General features: G+C 69.7%; 23 protein-coding genes and 1 pseudogene. 14 read left to right on the top strand and 10 right to left on the bottom strand.

The window, feature by feature from the left end; translation table 11 throughout:
* Positions 1 to 32 precede the first annotated feature (32 nt).
* Complete coding sequence (gene lgt, locus AB0C16_RS31170) at positions 33 to 863, bottom strand: prolipoprotein diacylglyceryl transferase (RefSeq protein ID WP_357688075.1); 831 nt, start codon at positions 861 to 863, stop codon at positions 33 to 35.
* A 112-nt stretch (positions 864 to 975) separates the two neighbouring features.
* On the opposite strand from lgt, the gene AB0C16_RS31165 reads away from it, so the two are divergent.
* The 3 genes from AB0C16_RS31165 (at position 976) to AB0C16_RS31155 (ending at position 3760) form a co-directional block, all read left to right on the top strand.
* Positions 976 to 2115, top strand: coding sequence for a sensor histidine kinase (locus AB0C16_RS31165; RefSeq protein ID WP_357688073.1), 1140 nt, complete (start codon positions 976 to 978; stop codon positions 2113 to 2115).
* Positions 2112 to 2744, top strand: a complete 633-nt coding sequence (locus AB0C16_RS31160) for a response regulator transcription factor (RefSeq protein ID WP_357688071.1) — start codon at positions 2112 to 2114, stop codon at positions 2742 to 2744. Before AB0C16_RS31165 ends, AB0C16_RS31160 begins: the two co-directional genes overlap by 4 nt.
* Positions 2745 to 2932: 188 nt before the next feature.
* Complete coding sequence (locus AB0C16_RS31155; protein ID WP_357688069.1) at positions 2933 to 3760, top strand: GNAT family N-acetyltransferase; 828 nt, start codon at positions 2933 to 2935, stop codon at positions 3758 to 3760.
* A gap of 171 nt (positions 3761 to 3931) precedes the next feature.
* Here the strand turns inward: AB0C16_RS31155 and AB0C16_RS31150 are convergent, their stop codons facing one another.
* The gene (locus tag AB0C16_RS31150) at positions 3932 to 4120 is read right to left on the bottom strand and encodes a hypothetical protein (protein ID WP_357688067.1); all 189 of its coding nucleotides are present in this window, start codon (positions 4118 to 4120) and stop codon (positions 3932 to 3934) included.
* Positions 4121 to 4274: 154 nt separating this feature from the next.
* Here AB0C16_RS31150 and AB0C16_RS31145 point away from each other — a divergent pair, with 154 nt between their 5' ends.
* On the top strand, positions 4275 to 5861 hold the full coding sequence (locus AB0C16_RS31145) for an SMI1/KNR4 family protein (RefSeq protein WP_357688065.1): 1587 nt from the start codon (positions 4275 to 4277) through the stop codon (positions 5859 to 5861).
* Positions 5862 to 6104: 243 nt separating this feature from the next.
* On the opposite strand, the gene AB0C16_RS31140 is transcribed toward AB0C16_RS31145, so the two are convergent.
* Positions 6105 to 6479 (bottom strand): VOC family protein, encoded by a 375-nt coding sequence (locus tag AB0C16_RS31140; protein ID WP_357688100.1) that lies wholly within the window; start codon positions 6477 to 6479, stop codon positions 6105 to 6107.
* Positions 6480 to 6762: 283 nt separating this feature from the next.
* Between AB0C16_RS31140 and AB0C16_RS31135 the strand changes: the two genes are divergently transcribed.
* Positions 6763 to 7140 (top strand): peptidase inhibitor family I36 protein, encoded by a 378-nt coding sequence (locus AB0C16_RS31135; protein WP_357688063.1) that lies wholly within the window; start codon positions 6763 to 6765, stop codon positions 7138 to 7140.
* A gap of 152 nt (positions 7141 to 7292) precedes the next feature.
* Here AB0C16_RS31135 and AB0C16_RS31130 read toward each other — a convergent pair whose 3' ends face one another.
* Both AB0C16_RS31130 and AB0C16_RS31125 read right to left on the bottom strand, forming a co-directional pair.
* Positions 7293 to 7703: a VOC family protein gene (locus AB0C16_RS31130; RefSeq protein WP_357688061.1), complete on the bottom strand. Its 411-nt coding sequence runs from the start codon at positions 7701 to 7703 to the stop codon at positions 7293 to 7295.
* A gap of 5 nt (positions 7704 to 7708) precedes the next feature.
* On the bottom strand, positions 7709 to 8104 hold the full coding sequence (locus AB0C16_RS31125) for a helix-turn-helix transcriptional regulator (protein WP_357688059.1): 396 nt from the start codon (positions 8102 to 8104) through the stop codon (positions 7709 to 7711).
* Between the two features lie 139 nt (positions 8105 to 8243).
* Here AB0C16_RS31125 and AB0C16_RS31120 point away from each other — a divergent pair, with 139 nt between their 5' ends.
* The gene (locus tag AB0C16_RS31120) at positions 8244 to 8636 is read left to right on the top strand and encodes a hypothetical protein (protein ID WP_357688102.1); all 393 of its coding nucleotides are present in this window, start codon (positions 8244 to 8246) and stop codon (positions 8634 to 8636) included.
* Complete coding sequence (locus tag AB0C16_RS31115) at positions 8575 to 8712, top strand: zinc ribbon domain-containing protein (RefSeq protein ID WP_357688057.1); 138 nt, start codon at positions 8575 to 8577, stop codon at positions 8710 to 8712. Before AB0C16_RS31120 ends, AB0C16_RS31115 begins: the two co-directional genes overlap by 62 nt.
* A 53-nt stretch (positions 8713 to 8765) precedes the next feature.
* Here the strand turns inward: AB0C16_RS31115 and AB0C16_RS31110 are convergent, their stop codons facing one another.
* Positions 8766 to 9221, bottom strand: a complete 456-nt coding sequence (locus AB0C16_RS31110; RefSeq protein ID WP_357688055.1) for a VOC family protein — start codon at positions 9219 to 9221, stop codon at positions 8766 to 8768.
* A gap of 251 nt (positions 9222 to 9472) precedes the next feature.
* On the opposite strand from AB0C16_RS31110, the gene AB0C16_RS31105 reads away from it, so the two are divergent.
* Positions 9473 to 10006 carry a pyridoxamine 5'-phosphate oxidase family protein gene (locus tag AB0C16_RS31105; RefSeq protein ID WP_357688053.1) on the top strand — a complete coding sequence of 178 codons (534 nt, stop codon included), beginning with the start codon at positions 9473 to 9475 and terminating at the stop codon, positions 10004 to 10006.
* Here the strand turns inward: AB0C16_RS31105 and AB0C16_RS31100 are convergent.
* On the bottom strand, positions 9994 to 10086 hold the full coding sequence (locus AB0C16_RS31100) for a Tn3 family transposase (protein WP_357688051.1): 93 nt from the start codon (positions 10084 to 10086) through the stop codon (positions 9994 to 9996). The genes AB0C16_RS31105 and AB0C16_RS31100 overlap by 13 nt on opposite strands.
* A gap of 202 nt (positions 10087 to 10288) precedes the next feature.
* Between AB0C16_RS31100 and AB0C16_RS31095 the strand changes: the two genes are divergently transcribed.
* From AB0C16_RS31095 to AB0C16_RS31080, 4 genes and pseudogenes are all read left to right on the top strand, one after another.
* Positions 10289 to 10798, top strand: coding sequence for a PadR family transcriptional regulator (locus AB0C16_RS31095; protein WP_357688049.1), 510 nt, complete (start codon positions 10289 to 10291; stop codon positions 10796 to 10798).
* On the top strand, positions 10795 to 11496 hold the full coding sequence (locus tag AB0C16_RS31090; protein ID WP_357688047.1) for an ABC transporter ATP-binding protein: 702 nt from the start codon (positions 10795 to 10797) through the stop codon (positions 11494 to 11496). The genes AB0C16_RS31095 and AB0C16_RS31090 overlap by 4 nt, the downstream gene beginning before the upstream one ends.
* Complete coding sequence (locus tag AB0C16_RS31085) at positions 11493 to 13997, top strand: FtsX-like permease family protein (protein ID WP_357688045.1); 2505 nt, start codon at positions 11493 to 11495, stop codon at positions 13995 to 13997. Before AB0C16_RS31090 ends, AB0C16_RS31085 begins: the two co-directional genes overlap by 4 nt.
* A 15-nt stretch (positions 13998 to 14012) precedes the next feature.
* Positions 14013 to 14328, top strand: a pseudogene (locus tag AB0C16_RS31080) (ISAzo13 family transposase); the annotation flags it as partial.
* 843 nt (positions 14329 to 15171) lie between these two features.
* Here AB0C16_RS31080 and AB0C16_RS31075 read toward each other — a convergent pair.
* The 3 genes from AB0C16_RS31075 to AB0C16_RS31065 form a co-directional block, all read right to left on the bottom strand.
* A complete protein-coding gene (locus AB0C16_RS31075; protein ID WP_357688043.1) occupies positions 15172 to 15384 on the bottom strand; it encodes a hypothetical protein in 213 nt (70 codons plus the stop codon).
* Between the two features lie 89 nt (positions 15385 to 15473).
* The gene (locus AB0C16_RS31070; RefSeq protein ID WP_357688042.1) at positions 15474 to 15893 is read right to left on the bottom strand and encodes a hypothetical protein; all 420 of its coding nucleotides are present in this window, start codon (positions 15891 to 15893) and stop codon (positions 15474 to 15476) included.
* 40 nt (positions 15894 to 15933) lie between these two features.
* Positions 15934 to 16320: a protealysin inhibitor emfourin gene (locus AB0C16_RS31065; protein ID WP_357688040.1), complete on the bottom strand. Its 387-nt coding sequence runs from the start codon at positions 16318 to 16320 to the stop codon at positions 15934 to 15936.
* A gap of 319 nt (positions 16321 to 16639) precedes the next feature.
* Between AB0C16_RS31065 and trpB the strand changes: the two genes are divergently transcribed.
* Positions 16640 to 17845: a tryptophan synthase subunit beta gene (gene trpB / locus AB0C16_RS31060; protein ID WP_357688038.1), complete on the top strand. Its 1206-nt coding sequence runs from the start codon at positions 16640 to 16642 to the stop codon at positions 17843 to 17845.
* Positions 17842 to 18639 carry a tryptophan synthase subunit alpha gene (gene trpA, locus AB0C16_RS31055; RefSeq protein ID WP_357688036.1) on the top strand — a complete coding sequence of 266 codons (798 nt, stop codon included), beginning with the start codon at positions 17842 to 17844 and terminating at the stop codon, positions 18637 to 18639. The genes trpB and trpA overlap by 4 nt, the downstream gene beginning before the upstream one ends.
* Positions 18640 to 18643 lie beyond the last annotated feature (4 nt).

Genomic DNA, 18643 nt, shown 5'->3' with positions numbered 1-18643 from the left:
GGCCGACCACCCCCATGTGACGCTTCGTTCCGTCACGCATGTCCATGAGGAAGCCCGCCGCCTGGCCGATCCGCTGGAGCGACCTTTCGCGTGGCGGTGAGATATGTGACCGCAGCCGTAAAGGCGAGCAGGGCGGTCCAGTCGTTGAGGCGCAGACCGAGGATGTGGTGGGTGGGGTCGATGCGGAGCCATTCGATCCAGGCGCGACCGGCGGTGTAGGCGGCGGCGTAGAGCGCGAATGTCCGGCCGCGGTCGAGCCGGAACCGCCGTTCGGCCCAGATGGTGAACCCGGCCACACCCAGGTTCCACAGCGACTCGTAGAGGAAGGTCGGATGGTAGGTGGCAGTGGATTCCATACCGGGTGGCCGATGGGCGGGGTCGATCTCCAGCGCCCAGGGCAGGGTTGTCGGCCTGCCGTACAGCTCCTGGTTGAACCAGTTGCCCCAGCGGGCGATCGCCTGCCCGAGCGCGATCCCGGGTGCGACGGCGTCGGCGAAGTCGCGCAGCGCGATGCCGCGCCGGCGGCAGGCCAGCCACGCGCCCACCGCGCCGCCCGCGACGGCGCCCCAGATGCTGATCCCGCCCTGCCAAATCGCGAACGCGCGCAGTGGGTCGTTGCCGGGGCCGAAGTACTGCTGCCAGTCGGTGGCCACGTGGTAGAGCCGGGCACCGACCAGGCCGAGCGGCACGGCCCAGGTGGCGATGTCCCCGACCGCGCCAGGCTCGCCGCCGCGAGCGACCCAGCGGCGCTGGGTCACCCAGATGCCGACGAGGACGGCGAGCAGCATCAGCAGGGCGTAGGCGCGGATCGGGAGCGGGCCGAGGTGCCAGACGGCTTGGGTCGGGCTGGGGATGGCGGTCACGCCGTCGAGTCTGGTTCCGGTACGGCGGCGCCCGCATCGAGCGGAATGCCGATTACGTGATCAGTCGACTGGTTGATGCCGAACGGACGGATGGTTGATTATCGTCGGCGGTGTGGAGTCCTGGGAGCGGTCGCGGCGCCGGTGGCAGCACGCCTTCTTCGCCTCATGGCTGGTGCTGACCTCGGCTGGACCCCTGACGGAGGCGGGCCAGGTGCTCCCGGTGGTGCTGGTGGCCGGGCTGGCCGCTTGGTATGCGGTGTGGTTCGTGCTGCGCACGCCGCCCCCGGATGACGTGCCCATGCCATACATGCTCGGCGGTGGGTTGCTCTGGCTGGGGCTGTTCGCCATCGATTCCTCCTTCCTGGTGGTCGCGCTGAGCGTGCTCGTGCCGTACTGCATGGACGCCGTACGGGTCGGGCTGGTCGCGGTGGTGTCATGTGCCGGGGGCTGGCTGTGGCATCGTTTCCACGAGACCGGGTCAATCACCTGGGCCGAGATCGTCATCGCCGCGTTGATCGCGATCAGCGCGGCCACCGCGGTCGGGTACTTCAGCTCGGTGTCCCGGCAGAGCGCCGAGCGCAAGCGGCTCCTCGACCGGCTGCAGGCCGCGCAGGAGGCGCGGGCGGTGGCCGAACGGCAGGCGGGCGTGGCGGCCGAGCGGCAGCGGCTGGCCCGCGACATCCACGACAGCCTGACCCAGGGGTTCGCCAGCGTGGCGATGTTGCTGGAGGCGGCCCAGGCGACCCTGCCGGACAACAAGCACCTGACCCAGGCGCTGCGGGCGGCACGGGAGAATTTGGCCGAAAGCCGCCGGGTGGTGAGAGCGCTGCGCCCCGGCCAACTCGACGAGTGCGGCCTATCGGAGGCCCTGCAGCGGCTGTCCGGCCGGCTGTCGGATGAGACCGGCATCAACGCGCACACCGTGATCACCGGCAAGCTCCGGCCGCTCGAAGCCCAGGTCCAGGCAGAGCTGCTGCGCGTGGCGCAGGAGGCGGTCGCCAACGTTCGCCGCCATGCCCGCGCCGAGCAGGTCACGCTGACCCTGTCGTATATGGAGGACCTGGTCGTGCTCGATGTCCACGACGATGGCGACGGTTTCGATCCCGGGCGGGCCGCCTCCGGACACGGCCTTTCGATCATGCGGGAGAGGATGGAGCAGCTCGGCGGCACGCTGCTCGTGGAAAGTGCTCCGGGTGCGGGCGCCACAGTGGTGGCCAGCCTGCCAGCGGTGGCGCTGAGCGGGGCGCGATGACCGTCCGGGTCCTGATCGCCGACGACCACCCGGTGGTCCGCGACGGCATCCGGGCGATGCTGGGCACCCAGGACGATCTGGAGGTGGTTGGCGAAGCGGTCTCCGGCGCAGATGCGGTGCGGCTGGCGCGCGACTTGCGGCCCGACGTCACCCTGATGGACCTGCAGCTGCCCGAGCTCGACGGCGCGACGGCGATCAGCCGGATCCGCGGACACGACCCAGGCGCCAAGGTGATCGTCTTGACCACTTACGACACCGATGGCGACATCTCACGCGCCATCGACGCGGGAGCCATCGGCTACCTGCTCAAGGACACCGGCCGTCAGCAGCTGTTCGACGCGATCCGGGCGGCGGCGCGAGGGGAGAGCGCCCTGTCGCCGACGATCGCGACCCGAGTGTTGTCGTGGGCGCGTGCCGATGCCCCCGATGCCCTCAGCGGCCGGGAGGTCGAGGTCCTCGGCGCTGTTGCCCAGGGGATGAGCAACAAGGCCATCGCCGCCCACCTGTGCATCAGCGAGGCCACGGTCAAGACCCACCTGCTGCACATCTTCGCCAAGCTTGGCGTGGACGACCGCACCGCCGCGGTGACGGTCGCCGCTTCTCGCGGCATCATCCGGCTGGGCGGTTAGCTGCTTCAGCTGAGATCAGCGGTGAGCCGGCCGCGCAGCCGCACCGGATCGAGCTCGGCAGCGTGGCGCGGGACAACCTGCCTCCACGACGCCCTGCCGGAGGGCTGCCCCTGACGGGCGACGATCACTGGAGTACGCTGTGGCGGCGGTGCCGGCGGGCGCGCCGTAAGGTGAGGCGGGGAGGGACGATGGTCAAGGCCGCGACCGAGGCGGATATGCCCGCCGTACGGCGGGTTGCGCGACGTTTCGGCCTGCTGGGCGACTGGCCCGCGGCCCCCGACTTCCTCGATGCGGAGCGCTGGTTCGGAACACTCCTGTTCCGCCCCGGCGAGGCCGAAGCGGACGGGAATGGCAGGGCGCTCGGCTTCGGCGGCACGTTGCGGCGCGGGTCCATGACGCACCTGGGCGACCTGTTCGTGCTGTCGGAACACCAGTCCTCCGGGCTGGGCCGCGCCCTTCTCGCGACGCTCCTGGACGGGGACGGTCCGCGGGTCACCTTCGCCTCGTCCGACCACCGTGCCCTGGCCCTGTATGTCCGCCACGGCCTGTGCCCCTGGACCCCACTGCTCTACCTGACCGGCCCTGCTGCGAGCCCGGCTGCGAGCCTGGCCGCCCCTGTGGTCGAGCCCGCCACACCCGCAGAGGTCGCGTCCCTGGACGCCCGTGTCTGCGGTGGCTTTCGCGAGGAGACGCTCGCCTGGTATGCGGACGTACCCGGGGTCACCGTCCACACGACGGGTCACGGCTACGCCTTCGCCCGCCGCACCGCCGACGACGTCCTGATCGGTCCGGCGGGTGGGACGACGCCCGAGGACGGGACCGCCGCCGTGCTCGGCGCCCTCGCTGCCATCGGCGCGCCGTCAGGGCGGATCGCGGTTCCCGGCACGAACCCGGTCCTGCCGCTGCTCATCGGGGCGGGCTGGCGCATCCAGGACATGGACACGCTCATGGCCGACGACGCCGCCCGCGCCCTGCTCCACCCGGACCGCTACGTCCCTCACCCGGACCTGGGCTGAGCCGGTTCCCATCCTGTGAGGCTCAGGTTTCTGCGGCCGACGTGCGCGCATCCGGATCGCCACACACCGATCCCAGAAGAGGCCCGCTCGGCGGTGTGAACCGTTCCGCAGGCAGCGCGGCGAAGACGTGGAAGATGAGGCGGCCGCCGAGGGTATGGGGGAGTTGCTGCGTCACCAGCAGCGCATGTCGGTCCAGGTGTCGTCGTACATGCCGTCCAGGTGGATGATCAGCGAGCCTGTGGCAGTGGTCTCGTCTGCCTGGACGCCAGGCTCGTCGAACAGCGTCCAGGCCACGATCGAGAAGTCGCCGAGGTCTCCGTCAGGGTCCTCGATCTTCGCCTGGCGGTAGTGGTTCAGCACTGCGAATGTCCGGACTCTTCCGGTGATGCGGCTTCGGACGCGTCTTGGGGGATCGACATGGGTTACATGATCGCGTACCGCGCGATGCCGCACGGGATGAATTGCGTCTAACTCCGTGATGCTTAGCCTGGGAGAAGCGCGCTAGGGTGCGGCGGTGATCAAGGTTCGGGCATTAGGCGTCGCGCTTTCGTTGGTGCTCGTCGTGGCCTGTGCCACGGGCAGCGCGGCCGTGCTCGTCGATACCCGCGTCGTGAACTGCGGTTACTCCTGGGGCGGCGGTGTGTCGCTCGACTGCGACGATCCCGAGACGGAGTCCGTGCTGCGTGCCCGGATGCTCACTGCCGAGCAGGCGCGCGAAGTGGGCTGCCCCGGTCTGGTTGAGGCGCAGCCCGCGCCCTCGGACGAACCTGGCCCCACGTACTACGTGAACATGGACCCGCCGTCCGAACCCCCTCTTCCTCCGAGGAACACCGACCCGGCCGTGACCGCGCGCGTGAACGCCGCCTGGGACAAGATCGAGCGCTGGCTGGCCGCCCACGCTTCCGCGACGCTGCGCAAGCTCTCCTTTTCGGCCTCCCCCCGTGACGTCGACAGATGGGAACGCAACTTCGGCAAGAAAATCCCCGACGCGCTGTATGTGTCGCTGATGCGGCACGACGGCGCGGACGGCAATTTCGGCGCAGGTTTCCAGCTCCCCCTCGACATCGGCCTGGCCGCGATGTCCAGCTACTTCAGCCTGCACAGCTACAACTGCATCGACCTGATCATGGCGGGGTCGGAGGATGACGCCGACCCCGATGACGGGTTCTGGCACGGGAGTCTGCTGCCGTTCGCGTCCTCCGGTGGGGGCGAGGAGTTGTTCATCGACCCGCGAACGGGCCGGGTGGGCCAGAAGGCCGGCGGCGAGCGGATCCGCTACGACGGCCCGATGAGCTGGCCGTCCTACCTGGACCTGCTGGAAGGCGTGGCGGCCGCACTGGAGTCCGGCGGGCCACTGCGCGAGTGGTATCCCACGGTCACCGCAGGCTGCGAGCTGCGCTGGTCGGACAGGCCCGCCGCGTCGCCGTCGGCGAACTGCGCGGGCGGGCCGCGTCCTTCGCCCAGCCCCACCCCGACACCCACGCCGCAGCGGCCGAGCAAGGCCGAACTCGAGGCCACCGGCTGCGTCCCGCCCAAGACCAGGCCGGTCGTCCGCCACCCCGACCCCGCTGTGACCGTCCGGGTGAACGCCGTGTGGCGGCGCATCGAGCGGTGGCTGGCCAGGAAGGCCCCTGCCGAGGTCAGGAAGCTGGGCGGGCCCGCCAAGCCCATGGAGATCGCCCGCGCCGAGGCTGCCATGGGCCTGCGATTCCCCGACGACCTGCGCGCCTCACTGCTGCGGCACAACGGCGGTGAATTCCAGGCCCCGCCGTTCTACCGGCTGGCGCCCGCCCGGCGCTTCCACGAGGAGTGGAAGGTCAACTGCGACGTCATGCTGCAGAACGAGGACCTGTCCGGCTCCTGGTGGCACGGCCACGTCATCCCGTTCGCGGCCAACCTCAGCGGTGACAACCTGTTCATCGACACCCGCACCGGTCAGGCCGGCGAGTTCTTCCACGAGGAAGGCCTGCGCACCGGCAAGTGGCCGTCGTACCTCGCGTTGCTCCAGGCCACCGCGCGGGCGCTGGAGACCGGCAAGCCCATCGACGGCTGGCGGCCGGTCGTCACCGACGGTCGCCTTGACTGGGAACCGACCCGGTGATCGCGCCGGCGCCGTGGGCCGCCGAGAGGCAGGCGGGTGCGCCGCACCGCCCAGGGCAGCACGATGTGAGGATGTGAGGATGTGAGGACATGATCTCTCTGAAGACCTGACGAAGAGCACGGAAAACAGCGCCGACGGCGTCGTCGGCGACCAATGCGCAGGGAAGTGTCAGATCTAAAGAGCAGGCGGCGTCATGCGCGCGAAGTTCTCACGTTGGGGTCATGTGCCGATGCCGGCCGATGCTCAGCTCAGGCGGGCTCGCAGAAGGCAGAATTCGTTGCCTTCGGGGTCGACCAGGACGTGCCAGGGCTCCTCGCCGCTCTGGCCGATGTCGGCCGGGCGCGCCCCGAGCTTCAGGAGGCGTTCGAGTTCGGCGTCCTGATCGCGGTCGGTGGCGTTGACGTCGAAGTGCAGCCGCAGCTTGCCCGCCTTGGGCTCGGTAGTGGGGCTGAAGATCAGAGTCGGCTGCAATCCGCCGAACCCTTCCTGCGGTCCGATCTCCACCGCGCCTTCGTCCTCGGTGTCGAGCACGATGAAGCCCAGCACCTCGCACCAGAAGGCCGCCAGTCGTTGTGCGTCCTGACAAGGGATTATCAGTTCGGAAATGCGACAAGCCATGATCGGCACCCTATGGGGCATCAACCGCAGGCCACAAATCCTTAACGGCCCAGGTCCGCGACGCAGTATGCACCCGAGAGCGGCGGCTGTCCTGCGGCTCAGTGTTTCACGCCGGAGATCATGCTGCACCTGGACCAGGCATGCATCACGTGGGCCGGCTCTCGAATCTTGGCGGAGAAGGAGTGACCGGTGTAGCTTGTCGCCTGGTGTCACAAGATCCACATTTGTCCCATCGGTTCAGCTCCGCATCATCCGTCTCAACCCCCGACGAAAGAGGCAGACCGTGACCTTCAAGAAGCGACTGGGAATCCCCTTGGCCGCGCTGACCTTGGCGCTGACCGGAGCGGTCGCCACCGCTTCGCCCGCCCAGGCGGACTACACCGACTGTTTCAGCGGTCGGCTCTGCTTCTGGCAGGACTACGAGTACAGCGGCACGCTCGGCATGTACTCGCCCTCGACCTCCTGCTACAGCATGGGCGTCATGAACAACGAGACCACCTCTGTCTACAACCGCAGCGGTCGGACCGTTCGCCTCTACGACAGCGGGAACTGCACGGGCGACTACTACTCCATCAGCAACGGTTTCAGGGTCTGGAACCTCCGCTACGGCCCCCAGGGGTCCAACTGGAACGACCGGATCTCGTCATTCAAGCAGGTCTGACGGGGAGGACGGCCGCAGCGGGCGCGAGCGACCCCGCCCGACGTTCCCGAATACCGTCGGCCCCCGCCGACGCGAGTACGTCCAGCGGATTCGCCCTGATCGCCGTGGGTGTCGGCGTTCGCCGATGACGCCCACGGCGACTTCGGTTCGGGCTACCGCTGGGTCCGCTGGCTGATTCGGATGGGGTTACCGAAGGGGTCGCGCAGCGCGCAGTCGATCCCGTACGGGCGCTCGGTCGGCTCCTCGATGAACTCGACGCCGCGCGCCCGCAGCGTCTCGTACGTCTTGCGGCAGTCGCCCGTCGAGAAGATCAGGGCTCCCAAGGCGCCCTTCGTCAGCAGGTCACGCACCTGGGCCGCCGTCGCGTCGTCGTGTGCTGGCGCTCCCGGCCGCATCAGCAGGATCTCTCGGTCTGGGCTGCCTGGGACGTTCACCGTCAGCCAGCGCATGAAGCCCAGGTCGGCATCGGTGTTGACCTCGAGGCCGAGCTTGCCTACGTAGAACTCGAGCGCTTCGTCCTGGTCCAGGACGTACAGCGAGGAGATCGAAATCGCGTTCAACATGCGTGTCACGCTAGTCGGCGGGTTCCGTCCGAGGCTTCTCCAAAGTTGCTCGGCCGCATCCACGCTTTCGTAAAGCAGGTCGGCACGGGCAAGGCGTCGCCGCCCCTGCGGTACGCGCTCGGCGACTCGCCGACCACATCCCGAAACGTCCGGCTGAACGTCCCCAGGCTGCCGAACCCGACGTCGAAGCAGATCTCCGTCACGCTGCGATCGGTGCACCGCAGCAGGAACATCGCCCGCTCGATGCGGCGCCGCTGAAGATATCGGTGCGGCGTCTCCCCGAACGTCGCCCGGAAGGTTCGGATGAAGTGCCACTCGGACACGTGCGCGATCCGCGCGAGCGCGGCGATGTCAAGCGGCTCCGCGTACGCCCGGTCCATCACATCCCGAGCCCGCAGCATCCGCCGGTTAACCTCCTCAACCGTACGACTCACGCCCCCATCACATCACGTACGGCATCCAGGGCGTCAGTTCGGCAGGAGAAGGACGAAGTCGCGGCCGGCGGGCACGGTTGAGTGGCCGTTGGATGGGGGTCGGGGCGTGGTCTCCGACCCCACACCATGCCATCTCCACCAGCTCAGGATCGAAGAGATCCACGACAGGCGGGTCGAAGGGCCAACCATCCGGATCACTCTTGATGGCGGTGCCGTCGTCGGCCTGTTCCACCTGACGGAGTCGGCGGCCACCGGTCCCGTCGGCAGCCTTCAGCGTGATCTGGCCTGGAACCCCGGGTGTTCAGCCGGCGATGGTGTCCGTCACTCGGGCAAGGCCCTGAACGCGGTCCGTCACCGGCACCGGGAACTGCGTCGCCGGTTGCAGGCCAAGAAAACCACGTCCGCGAAACGGCTAAGGCTGCTCGGCCTGCGGGCACGTGGACAAGAAGAACCGGCCCGACCAGGCCGGCTTCACCTGTACGTCGTGCGGCTTCGCTGAGCACGCCGACGTCAACGCAGCTCGTAACATCGCCTCACGCGGTGTCACAAGCTGGGCAGTGAGTCACGCTGCCTAACGCGGACCAAACCGTCGAAGCCACCGACGGCGAGGAACTGCAAGCTCAGTCCTTCAGGGCTGAGAAGCTGACCTGAGCTGTTCGGCCAGTCCGACGATGATGCCCTCGGGGCCGCGGACGTAGCAGAGCCGATAGCTGTCCTCGTACTGCGCCAGCTCGCCGACGAGCTCGGCGCCGTGGGTGCGCAGGCGGGCAACGACGTCGTCGATGTCATCGACGGCGAACATGATGCGACGAATGCCTAGCGTGTTCGCCGGTGCGTCCTTCGGCTCGGCGCTGATCGCCTTCGGCGTGTGGAACATCGCCAGCTCGATTCGGCCGTGGCCGTCCGGGGTCCGCAGCATTGCGATGTCCTGTCGGACGTCGTCGATCCCGATGACACGCTCCACCCAACGTCCCTCGATTGGCGCCTTGCCCTCCAGCTCCATGCCAAGTTCGACGAAGAACGAAATAACAGCGTCAAGGTCGTCGACAACGATGAGGACGTTGTCCATCCGCTGGATCGTCATGCTGGGTCTCCTTGGTGTCGTACGGCCACGGCGGCCGCATCAGCCCCTGAGACGGAGCTGCCAGGCCGTTCTCGACATCCTCTGCCACATCTTCTTCGAGAACCTCTTGACGTGGAGGACAGTCGGTGCGCATGTGAAGTGGTGCGACCTGCGCTTGTGTCACGGCGGTGCACATGTCGAGAACGCGCGGTCGGCTCCGTCTAACTCATGAACGCGCCGGGTGGGTGTGTCAACCGACGAGGGAGATGGACATGAATCGCCAAGACGTCGCCGAGGTGCTGGCCAAGCCGATCTCGCGGGAGTTGCTGGGGTCGTCGATCCCCGCACGCCTGGCCTACGTCGGCATCGACGGCGCGCCCCGGGCGATTCCGATCGGGTTTTGGTGGACCGGTGAGCAGGTGGTCATGGCCACCGTGCCGAAATCGGCGAAGGTTCGGGCACTGCGCCAGAATCCCAGGGTGGCCCTCACCATCGACACCCAGGACGAGTGGCCGCCGCGGGTGCTGCTGATCCGTGGCGCGGCGCGGGTCGAGCTGGTTGACGGGGTGCCGGATTCCTACGTCGAAGCGTCCCGGAAGGTGGTCCCGGCCGCGCACTTCGAGGGCTGGGAGCAGGGGGTGCGGGCCCTGTACGACCAGATGGTCGTCATCACCGTCGAGCCGGACTGGGCGAAGCTGCTGGACTTCGAGACCACCCTCCCCGAAGCGGTCGAGGACCTGTTGCTGGCACGCCGGGGCGCAGCCGTCGTCGACGGACAGCTCACGGCCGGCGATCAGGCCTCGTAGATCTCCCTACGCGGCTCCTCGCCGGCGAGATAGTCGCAGACGAACACCGTGCGGATCACCCGCCCGAGTTCCTTGGCCATCTGGTCGTACTGGTTGGAGATCAGCTCCTAGTCGATCGCCATGCCGGACAGGACGCTGTCGAGCCGCGGCCAGGATTCGCCCTCGGCCAGTCCGGGGCGGTACAGGCGTGCCGACCTGACGTTCTTCAACCGGGGCGGCAGCTTGAGAGCAATGCGGCGGACCCCTTGAATGGTGCATACTGCGTATGCATACTTAGTACTCATGTCAGTCAGACACGGGCTGCTCGCCCTACTCAGCAGGGGGCCCCGTCATGGCTACCAACTGCGGGTCGAGTTCGAGGCGTCGACAGGGGCGACCTGGCCGCTCAACATCGGCCAGGTCTACACGACGCTGTCCCGCATGGAGCGCGACGGCCTGGTCAAGCCGGGCGAGTCGGACGAGCAGGGCCGGGTCGTCTACACGATCACCGCGGCCGGCCGGGAGGAAATGGCGCGATGGTTCAGCACCCCCGTCGTCCAGTCCGACCGGCCGCGGGACGAGCTGGTCATCAAGCTGGCCATGGCCGTCGCGGCCAAGAAGGTGGACGTCGCCGAGGTCATAAACATGCAGCGGACGGCGACCATGCGTGCCCTCCAGCAGCTGACCAGGGCCAAGCGCGCTGCCACGGAAGGCGCAGTCCAGCGGCTCGTGCTCGATTCCATGATCTTCCAGGCCGAGGCCGAGCAACGGTGGCTGGACCACTGCGAGGCCGTTCTCAAGGAGGAAAGATGACGGTCGTACGGCTGGCTGAGGTGGCCAGAGTCCATGGCGAAGGAGCGACAGCCGTACACGCCCTGAAGGGCGTAAGCCTCGAGGTCGACGCGGGAGAGCTGGTCGCGGTCATGGGGCCGTCCGGGTCCGGCAAGTCGACTCTGCTCAACCTCGCAGGCGGGCTCGACCGGCCCACGTCGGGGACGGTGCACATCGACGAGCAGGACCTGGCCACCGTGCGCGATCTGGCGGCGCTGCGGCGCCGCAGGGTCGGCTACGTCTTCCAGGACCTCAACCTGATCACGTCGCTGACGGCGGCGGAGAACGTGATGCTGCCGCGCGAGCTCGACGGCGTGCGGTCACGCCTCGCCCGGGAGGAGGCCATGGCCGTGCTAGCGGAGATCGACGGGGAATCCCTGGCCGACCGCTTCCCCGACGAGCTGTCCGGTGGCCAGCGCCAGCAGGTCGCGATCGCCCGCGCCCTGGTCGGCGAGCGGCGCCTGCTGCTGGCCGACGAACCGACCGGCGCGCTCGACACGCGCACCGGCGACGAGATCCTGCAAACATTACGGGCTCGCTGCGACGCGGGCGCGGCGGTCCTGCTCATCACCCACGAGCCGCGCTACGCCGCCTGGGCCGATCGCGTGGTGTTCCTCCGCGATGGGATGATCACGGACACCACGGACACCACGGACACGTCGCTGGTGAGCGCCCGATGAGCGTCGTACTGGTCGCGCTGCGCCTCGCCCGCCGAAACGCGTGGCGTTCCCGGGGACGAAGCGCGCTCATCATGGTGATGATCGGCTTGCCCGTCCTGGTGATCACAGGGGTCTTCACCCTCACCGAGACCATGAGCGTCACTCCGCGGGAGGGGCTGGTGGCCGAGCTCGGCACGGCCGACGCCCGACTCGTCCGGACACCTGAGGGCACAGCGCTCCAGCAGCAGCCGAACGGGGCGAGCTGGAACACGGGCGGCGACGACGACGGAGCGGCCGCTCCCGAGCTCGGCGCCACCGAGGTGGCGGCCCTGCTCGGACCGGGCACCCGGTTGATCCCCTTCAGCACCGGCGTGCTCCAGCTGGGCACTGAACGGGTCGACGCGCTGGAGACCGACCTGCGCGATCCCCTCACCAGGGGGATGCTGACATTGAGCGAGGGCAGATTTCCCGCCGCCCGAGAGGTCGCGGTGACACCCGCGCTCGGCCTGCGTCCCGGCGACCTCCTGCGGCCGTCCGGCGCGGAGCCGCTAACGGTGGTGGGCGTGGTCGAGCACCCGCACCGGCCCTCGCTTCGCGAGGTCGTGGGTCCGGATCTGCCGCTGGCGCCCCTGGATGACTTCTGGTCGCCGAACACGTACGGCCCCGGCTGGCTCGCCGACACCGCGAAGCCCGTGTCCTGGGCCGACGTGCCCGCGCTGAACAGGGCCGGCCTGTACGTCACCTCCCGCGCCACGATCCTCGACTCGCCGCGCGCCATGGTTCGTTTCTCCCCCTTGGACGTCCAGCACACGGTCGGGCTCGGCGCCATGGTGATCATGGTGGTGCTGGAGACCGTGCTGCTGGCCGGGCCCGCCTTCGCGGTCGGGCTCAGGAGACGGCGCCGGGAGCTGGCCGAGATCGCGGCGCAGGGCGGCTCGGCCGGGCACCTGCGGACGATCGTGCTGGCCGACGGACTGGTCCTCGGCGGCGCGGCCACCTTCGTGGCGACGGTGCTGGGCATCGGGGCCGGAGCGCTGGGCGCCCCGGTCCTGGCGCGCTGGGGAGGGCTGGCCGGCCCGGCGGAGGTGCCGTGGGCGCCGGTGCTGGGCGTTGCCGCGCTGGGCCTGATCACCGGGATCGTGGCGGCGCTGGTGCCTGCCGTGCAAGCGGCTCGGCAGGACACCGTGACCGTGCTGGCCGGCCGCGCGTCCGCGGTGGCCGACCGGCCGGGATGGCCCCTGGCGGGGGCCGTGCTGGTGCTGGCCGGGCTGGGGGCGACCGTGGTGGCGCGGCGCCAGCCGGGCTTGGTGTGGGTGTGGGCCTCCGCGGTGCTGGTCATGATCGGGCTGGTGGTGTTGATGCCATGGCTGGTCCGCTTCACGGGACGGGTGGCCACGAGGTTGTGGCTTCCGCTGCGGGTGTCCGTCCGCGACGCGGTCCGCCACCGATCCCGGACGGTGAGTGCCGTGGCGGCCGTCATGGCGGTCACGGCCACGGTCGTCGCTATGGGCATCGGCACTCAGAGCGAATACATGGATCGGCGCAACGCCTACACCTCGGCGCGCCCGACCGGCATGCTGGCGATCTGGGGCGGCACCATGGCCGACGCGACCTGGAACAAACTTCGCGCAGAAACGGCCCGGCAGTTGCCGGGCGTGCCGCTGGCCGCCGGCTATCAGGCGAAGGACGCCCAGGGTCACCGCTACGCGTTGCGGTATACGGTGCGATGGAACGGGACACGGACGCGCCGTACGGTGGCCATCGGAGACCAGGCTCTGCTCAGGCTCCTGCAAGGGCGCCACGACCCGCGGGCGGCCGCGGCGCTGGCGAGCGGTAAGGCCGTGGTGTTCGACGCGGCCGCGCTGCGAGACGGCAAGCTGGCGCTGCGGGCGAGCTCCACGTCCGGCTCCCCGCGCAAGCTCGAAGTGCCGGCGGTGCTGGCCATACCCGCCGACAAGCATCAGGGCGGCGCCCTGCTGCCGCGCACCCTGGTCGAGCAGGCAGGTTTCTCGACGGCGGAGCGTCAGCTCTACGCCATGTACCGGCCGCCGGCCGACTCGACACTTTGGCGCGATCTCGCCAAGGTGACCCGCTACGTGACGGTCGCCTCCGAGGAGGGCTATCGCAACGTGCCCGACCCCGGCTTGTGGGGCTGGCTCGGCGGCGCTCTTGTCCTCGTCGTCGGCGGCACGCTGGTGGCCACTCGCCTGGCAGCCGCCGACATGCGGCCTGAACGGGCGACGATGATGGCCATCGGCGCACCGCCAGGGACGTTGCGGATGGTCGTGGCCGGCCAGGCCCTCTACATCTCCGGGCTCGGCGCGCTGGTGGGGCTGGTCGCGGGAACGGTGACGGGCGTGGCGCTGAGCCGGCCGATGACGACGCACGGCGCCGGAGATCCCGCCACGATCGCCATACCGTGGCCGTTCGTGATCGCTGTGGTGGTGGGGCTGCCCGTTCTGGCGACTGTGGCGGCGCTGATCACCCGGACCAGACTGCCCGTCGCCCGCCGGCTCCTGTGACACGGATTGCGGATTCCGTGCTCGCCGTTGCGGTGGACCACCAAGTCCACTCGGGCCCTGGCCGCTGACCCGGCAGGGACACAAGGTGAGCGCCGCTGTCGTCGGCGGCCTGCTCAAACAGGAGGGGCTCAGCCTCCAGGCCAACGCCAAGACGATCGAAGGCAGGCAACACCCCGACCGCGACGCGCAGTTCCGTTACATCAACGAGCAGGCCAAGGACTACCAGGACGGCGGTGATCCGGTGATCAGCGTGGACACCAAGAAGAAAGAACTCATCGGCGAGTTCAAGAACGCGGGCAGGACCTGGCGGCCCAAGGGCGATCCGGCCCGCGCCCGCACCTGTGTGCCGAGGCCGAGGCGGTTCTGAACGTGGACGCCGTGCGTTACGAGCGGGAGTGGCTGCCGGGCGCGCTCGTTCGAGTCGCCGGGTGGCCGACGGAGGTGCGGCGCTGCCCGGACCGGTGGTTCACCACGCGACGGGATCGGGTGGATCTGCTGTTGGCCCTCGGACATGTCGATACGCAGGTCTTCTGCGCCGGACCGCCGAGACGGTCCGGCGATTCCTGGGAGATCCGCATACCCGACGGGCTCGAAATCACGTTGCCTGGGGACGAAGACGGTCCATGCCGGCTCGCCTTGCAGGTCGCGCGGTACGTGCGTGACTCGCTGAGGCGACTGGAGGAGGAAGGCGCGGCGGTGCTGCATCGGCTGGCCGAGCAGCGCGGCCCACGGGACCCGTTCGACGAGGGCGGGGTCGAGCCGGGGGAGACACGCTATGAGCCCGGCGACTATGTGCTGGTGAGCAGCTCGCTGCCGCGTTTCAGCCTGTTCTTCGAAGATTGGGCGCACCGTGTCAACGGTTGGCCGTACGGCTGGTGGTGGGTGGACTTCGCCTGGGGCCAGATCGTCGAGGTGCGCGTCGGCACCGATGACTGCTCCCTGGACATTGGGACGCGTCGCTGGTCGTGTACGTCCTCACCGCCGGCGGCCCTCCAGGTCCGCGGCGGCTCCGCCCGTACCGGCTCGCCGTCGTACATGCGCATGATGAGCTGCTGGCACGGGTGGGGGAGCCGGACTGATACCGCTGCCGATCCGATGCTCCGGCAGGTGGCGGAGTGGGCGGCGTGGCGAGCCGGCCTGACTACGAGCAGCCTTCTCGACCGGCTGTGCTACGTCATCGGTTGGCCGCACGGCCTCCTGTCCCGGCTCCGGCGACGGTCTGCAGCCAGTCGGCCCAGTTCTCGGGCAGATGCCGCGGCACGTCCTTGGGCACGAACGTCACCCCGAGCTCATCGGTGAGCGCCTCAAGCCTCGCAACGGCCTTCGCTCCAGGTTCGTCCAGCATGGAGCCGAAGTCCAGGACGACGTCGAACCAGTTGAAGCTCACCGCGCTCCTCCTCCTGCCATGTGATTGCGATCACTACAAGGTGCGGCGCGGGTGGTGAGGTTGGACGGGGCGCGCCGCCGTCTGGTCGTTCACCGACGCCGGAACACGCGGGTAAGAAGCGCGGGGCCGATTCCCGGTTGGTGGAAGACCACGACGAGATCACCCGGGCTCACCCTGGGATTGCGCCACCACATTCGCTGCGCGAGGACCGCTGTCACCGCCGTCGAGTCGAGCACCCTGACCTGGAAACGCAGATCGTACCTGCCTTTGGGGCCGGGCCAGAGCGCCAGGACCACACCGAGCGTATATACGTGCGAGCCGGACGGACGGGCCAGCCCCACAGCGGCCGGGCTACCGGACCTGATGGCCGCGAAGGCGGTGCGCAACTCCTCACCCGTCCATCGCGGGGGCCGGAACTTCGCCCTCTTCCGGGCGTGCAGGTAGGAGCCGATCGGAATCGCCAGCGCAATGACGATGACGGCGTATCTCGCCCACTCTCCCACGGTCACGCTTCCTCCTTACCTCCAACGGGAGCAGGATCCGGTGCCGTCACCGGACTTCCCCGTTCGCGACATCGAGCAGGAACTGGACGAGCACCCGCGCCTCGGGCGGCAGGCTGCCGTCGTGATACCAGTAGGCCCGCCGCGTGCCGCACCACTCGACGTGCAGCTCATAGAACGTCGAGTCGGGCACCGGCGGTGGAAGCAGACCACGAACGTCTTCAGCGGGCAGGGCCCTGACCAGCGTGTCCAGCTCACGTGCCCGGTCGGCGGGCAGGTGGAAGGCGTCCACCGGGATGTCCCGATCCAGCGGCGGCATGCCCCCGGAGAGACGGAGCCGAACCCGTAACGTGCTGTCGTACCCGCGATCGTCTCCCCTTCGTCGCTCGGCCGTTCTTCGCCGGGCGCCCGCCTGTGGCGATTCCCGGCGATCCATCCTGATCGCCCCTTCTTGACGAACGCTTGAAGGCTCGAATCGACGGAACCGTCACCGCGCTCCTGGACGCGGGCTGTCCACTGATCTGCCCTGCCGGGGTCTGCCGGGAAGGCCCGCGGATCGGCGTGGATCAGTCGATACACCGGTCGAGCGCGTCGAGCAGGGCGGCCACGGTGGACACGTTCCCGTAGCTCTCCAGCCGGATGCCGCGCGATGCCGACGCCTCCGGCGACCGGCCGGGGTGGCGCGTCCCACGCCGTCCATGCCACACTCACTGTTATAGAACTCTGTGCAGAGTTATAGAACGAGGGGGTGTGGGATGCGAGATGTGTCGCCATGGCGTGAGCCCGTCCCGGTGACCGGGACGATGGGCGAGCCCCAGGGGCGGGGCCGGTTCGGCGAGTACGGCGGGCGGTACGCGCCGGAGTCCCTGGTAGAGGCGTGCCGCGAGGTGGACGAGGCGTTCCGGGAGGCGCGGGCGGATCCGGGCTTCCGCGGCGCCCTGGCGGAACTGCTCGCCTTGCACGCCGGACGGCCGACCCCGCTCACACCGGCCCGGCGGCTGTCGCAGGAGCTGGGCGTGCGGCTGTACCTCAAGCGCGAGGACCTCACCCACACCGGGTCACACAAGATCAACAATGTGCTGGGCCAGGCCCTGCTCGCCGCGCGGATGGGACGGCGCAGGCTGATCGCCGAGACGGGAGCGGGCCAGCACGGGGTGGCCGCCGCGACCGCCGCCGCGCTGCTCGGGCTCGAGGCCACGGTCTTCATGGGCGAGCGCGACATCGAGCGGCAGGCGTTGAACGTCTTCCGGATGCGCATGCTGGGCGCCGAGGTGATCCCGGTCACCACGGGCAGCCGCACGCTCAAGGACGCGACCAGCGAGGCCATGCGGCACTGGGTGGGCGTCACCGGCGACTCCCACTACTGCGTCGGCTCGGTCATCGGGCCGGATCCGTACCCGTGGATGGTCAGGGAGTTCCAGCGGGTCATCGGCGACGAGGCCCGCGGGCAGTGCGCCGCCGAACTGCGGACCGGCGTGCCGGACCACGTGGTCGCGTGCGTCGGCGGCGGCTCCAACGCGGCCGGCACGTTCGCCGGCTTCGCCGACACCTCGGCGCGCTTCGTCGGTGTCGAGGCGGAGGGCGGCGCCGGGGCGGCCCGCGGCAGGCTCGGCGTCCTCCATGGCTGCCGCTCGCTGTTCCTGCAGGACGACGACGGGCAGATCGTCGAGGCGCACTCCATCGCCGCCGGGCTCGACTACCCGGGGGTCGGCCCGGAGCACGCCCATCTGCGCGACCTGGGCCGGGCCCGGTACGTCACGGTGACCGACGAGGAGGCGGTCGGCGCGGTGGTACGGCTGGCGCGCACCGAGGGCATCGTCCCGGCGCTCGAATCGGCGCACGCCCTCGCCTGGGTGATCCGCGAGGCGGGCGGCGGCGAACTGCCCGCCGGATCGACGGTCCTGATGACGCTGTCCGGCCGGGGCGACAAGGACATCTCCACCCTGAAGGAGCTGGTGTGACGAACATCCTGGCCCCGGGCGCGGTCGAACGCCACCTGCGTGCCCGCCGGGACACCGGTCGCGGTCTGCTCATGCCGTACGTCACCGGGGATATCACGCCCGGCTGGACGCGGTACCTGAAAGCGTTCGCCGAAGCCGGCGCGGACGCGATCGAGGTCGGCCTGCCGTTCTCCGACCCCACGCTCGACGGCGTCACCATCCAGCAGGCGAGCGCCACGGCCCTGGCCCGGGGGGCGAGCACCCGGCGGATCCTCGCCGACCTGGCCGAGGTCCGGGACCTGGGCGTGCCGCTGGTCGCCAGCACCTACTACAACCTGGTGCTGCATGACGGGCCCGAGGCGTTCTGCGCCGCGCTGCGCCGGGCCGGCGTCAGCGGTCTGATCGTGCCCGACCTGCCGGTGCACGAGGCGGACGAGCTGACGGGCGTGGCCGCCGCCGCCGGGGTCGAACTGGTCCTGCTGGCGTCGCCGGCGACGCCGCGGCCGAGGCTGGAGGAGATCTCGCGCCGCAGCCGCGGATTCGTCTACGCGGTGTCGCTGATGGGCACCACCGGCGAGCGGGCCGCCCTCGCCGCCTCGGCGGCGGAGCTCACCGCGCGGATCAGACGCGGCACCGACCGGCCGGTCTTGCTAGGATTTGGCATTTCCACGCCTGACCAGGCGCGGGAGGCCGGCCGGTACGCCGACGGCGTGGTGGTCGGCGCCGCGGTCATGCGGCGGGTGCTCGACGGGGCGGGGCCGGACGACTTGTGGGCCTTCCTCACGACCCTGCGCCGGGCCCTCGACCAGGAGTGACGCA

Origin of the sequence: Nonomuraea sp. NPDC048916, from assembly GCF_040649575.1 — a bacterium.
GTDB lineage: Bacteria > Actinomycetota > Actinomycetes > Streptosporangiales > Streptosporangiaceae > Nonomuraea.
The sequence above is the reverse complement of the archived record's forward strand: the minus strand, read 5'-3'. Positions and strand labels throughout refer to the sequence as shown.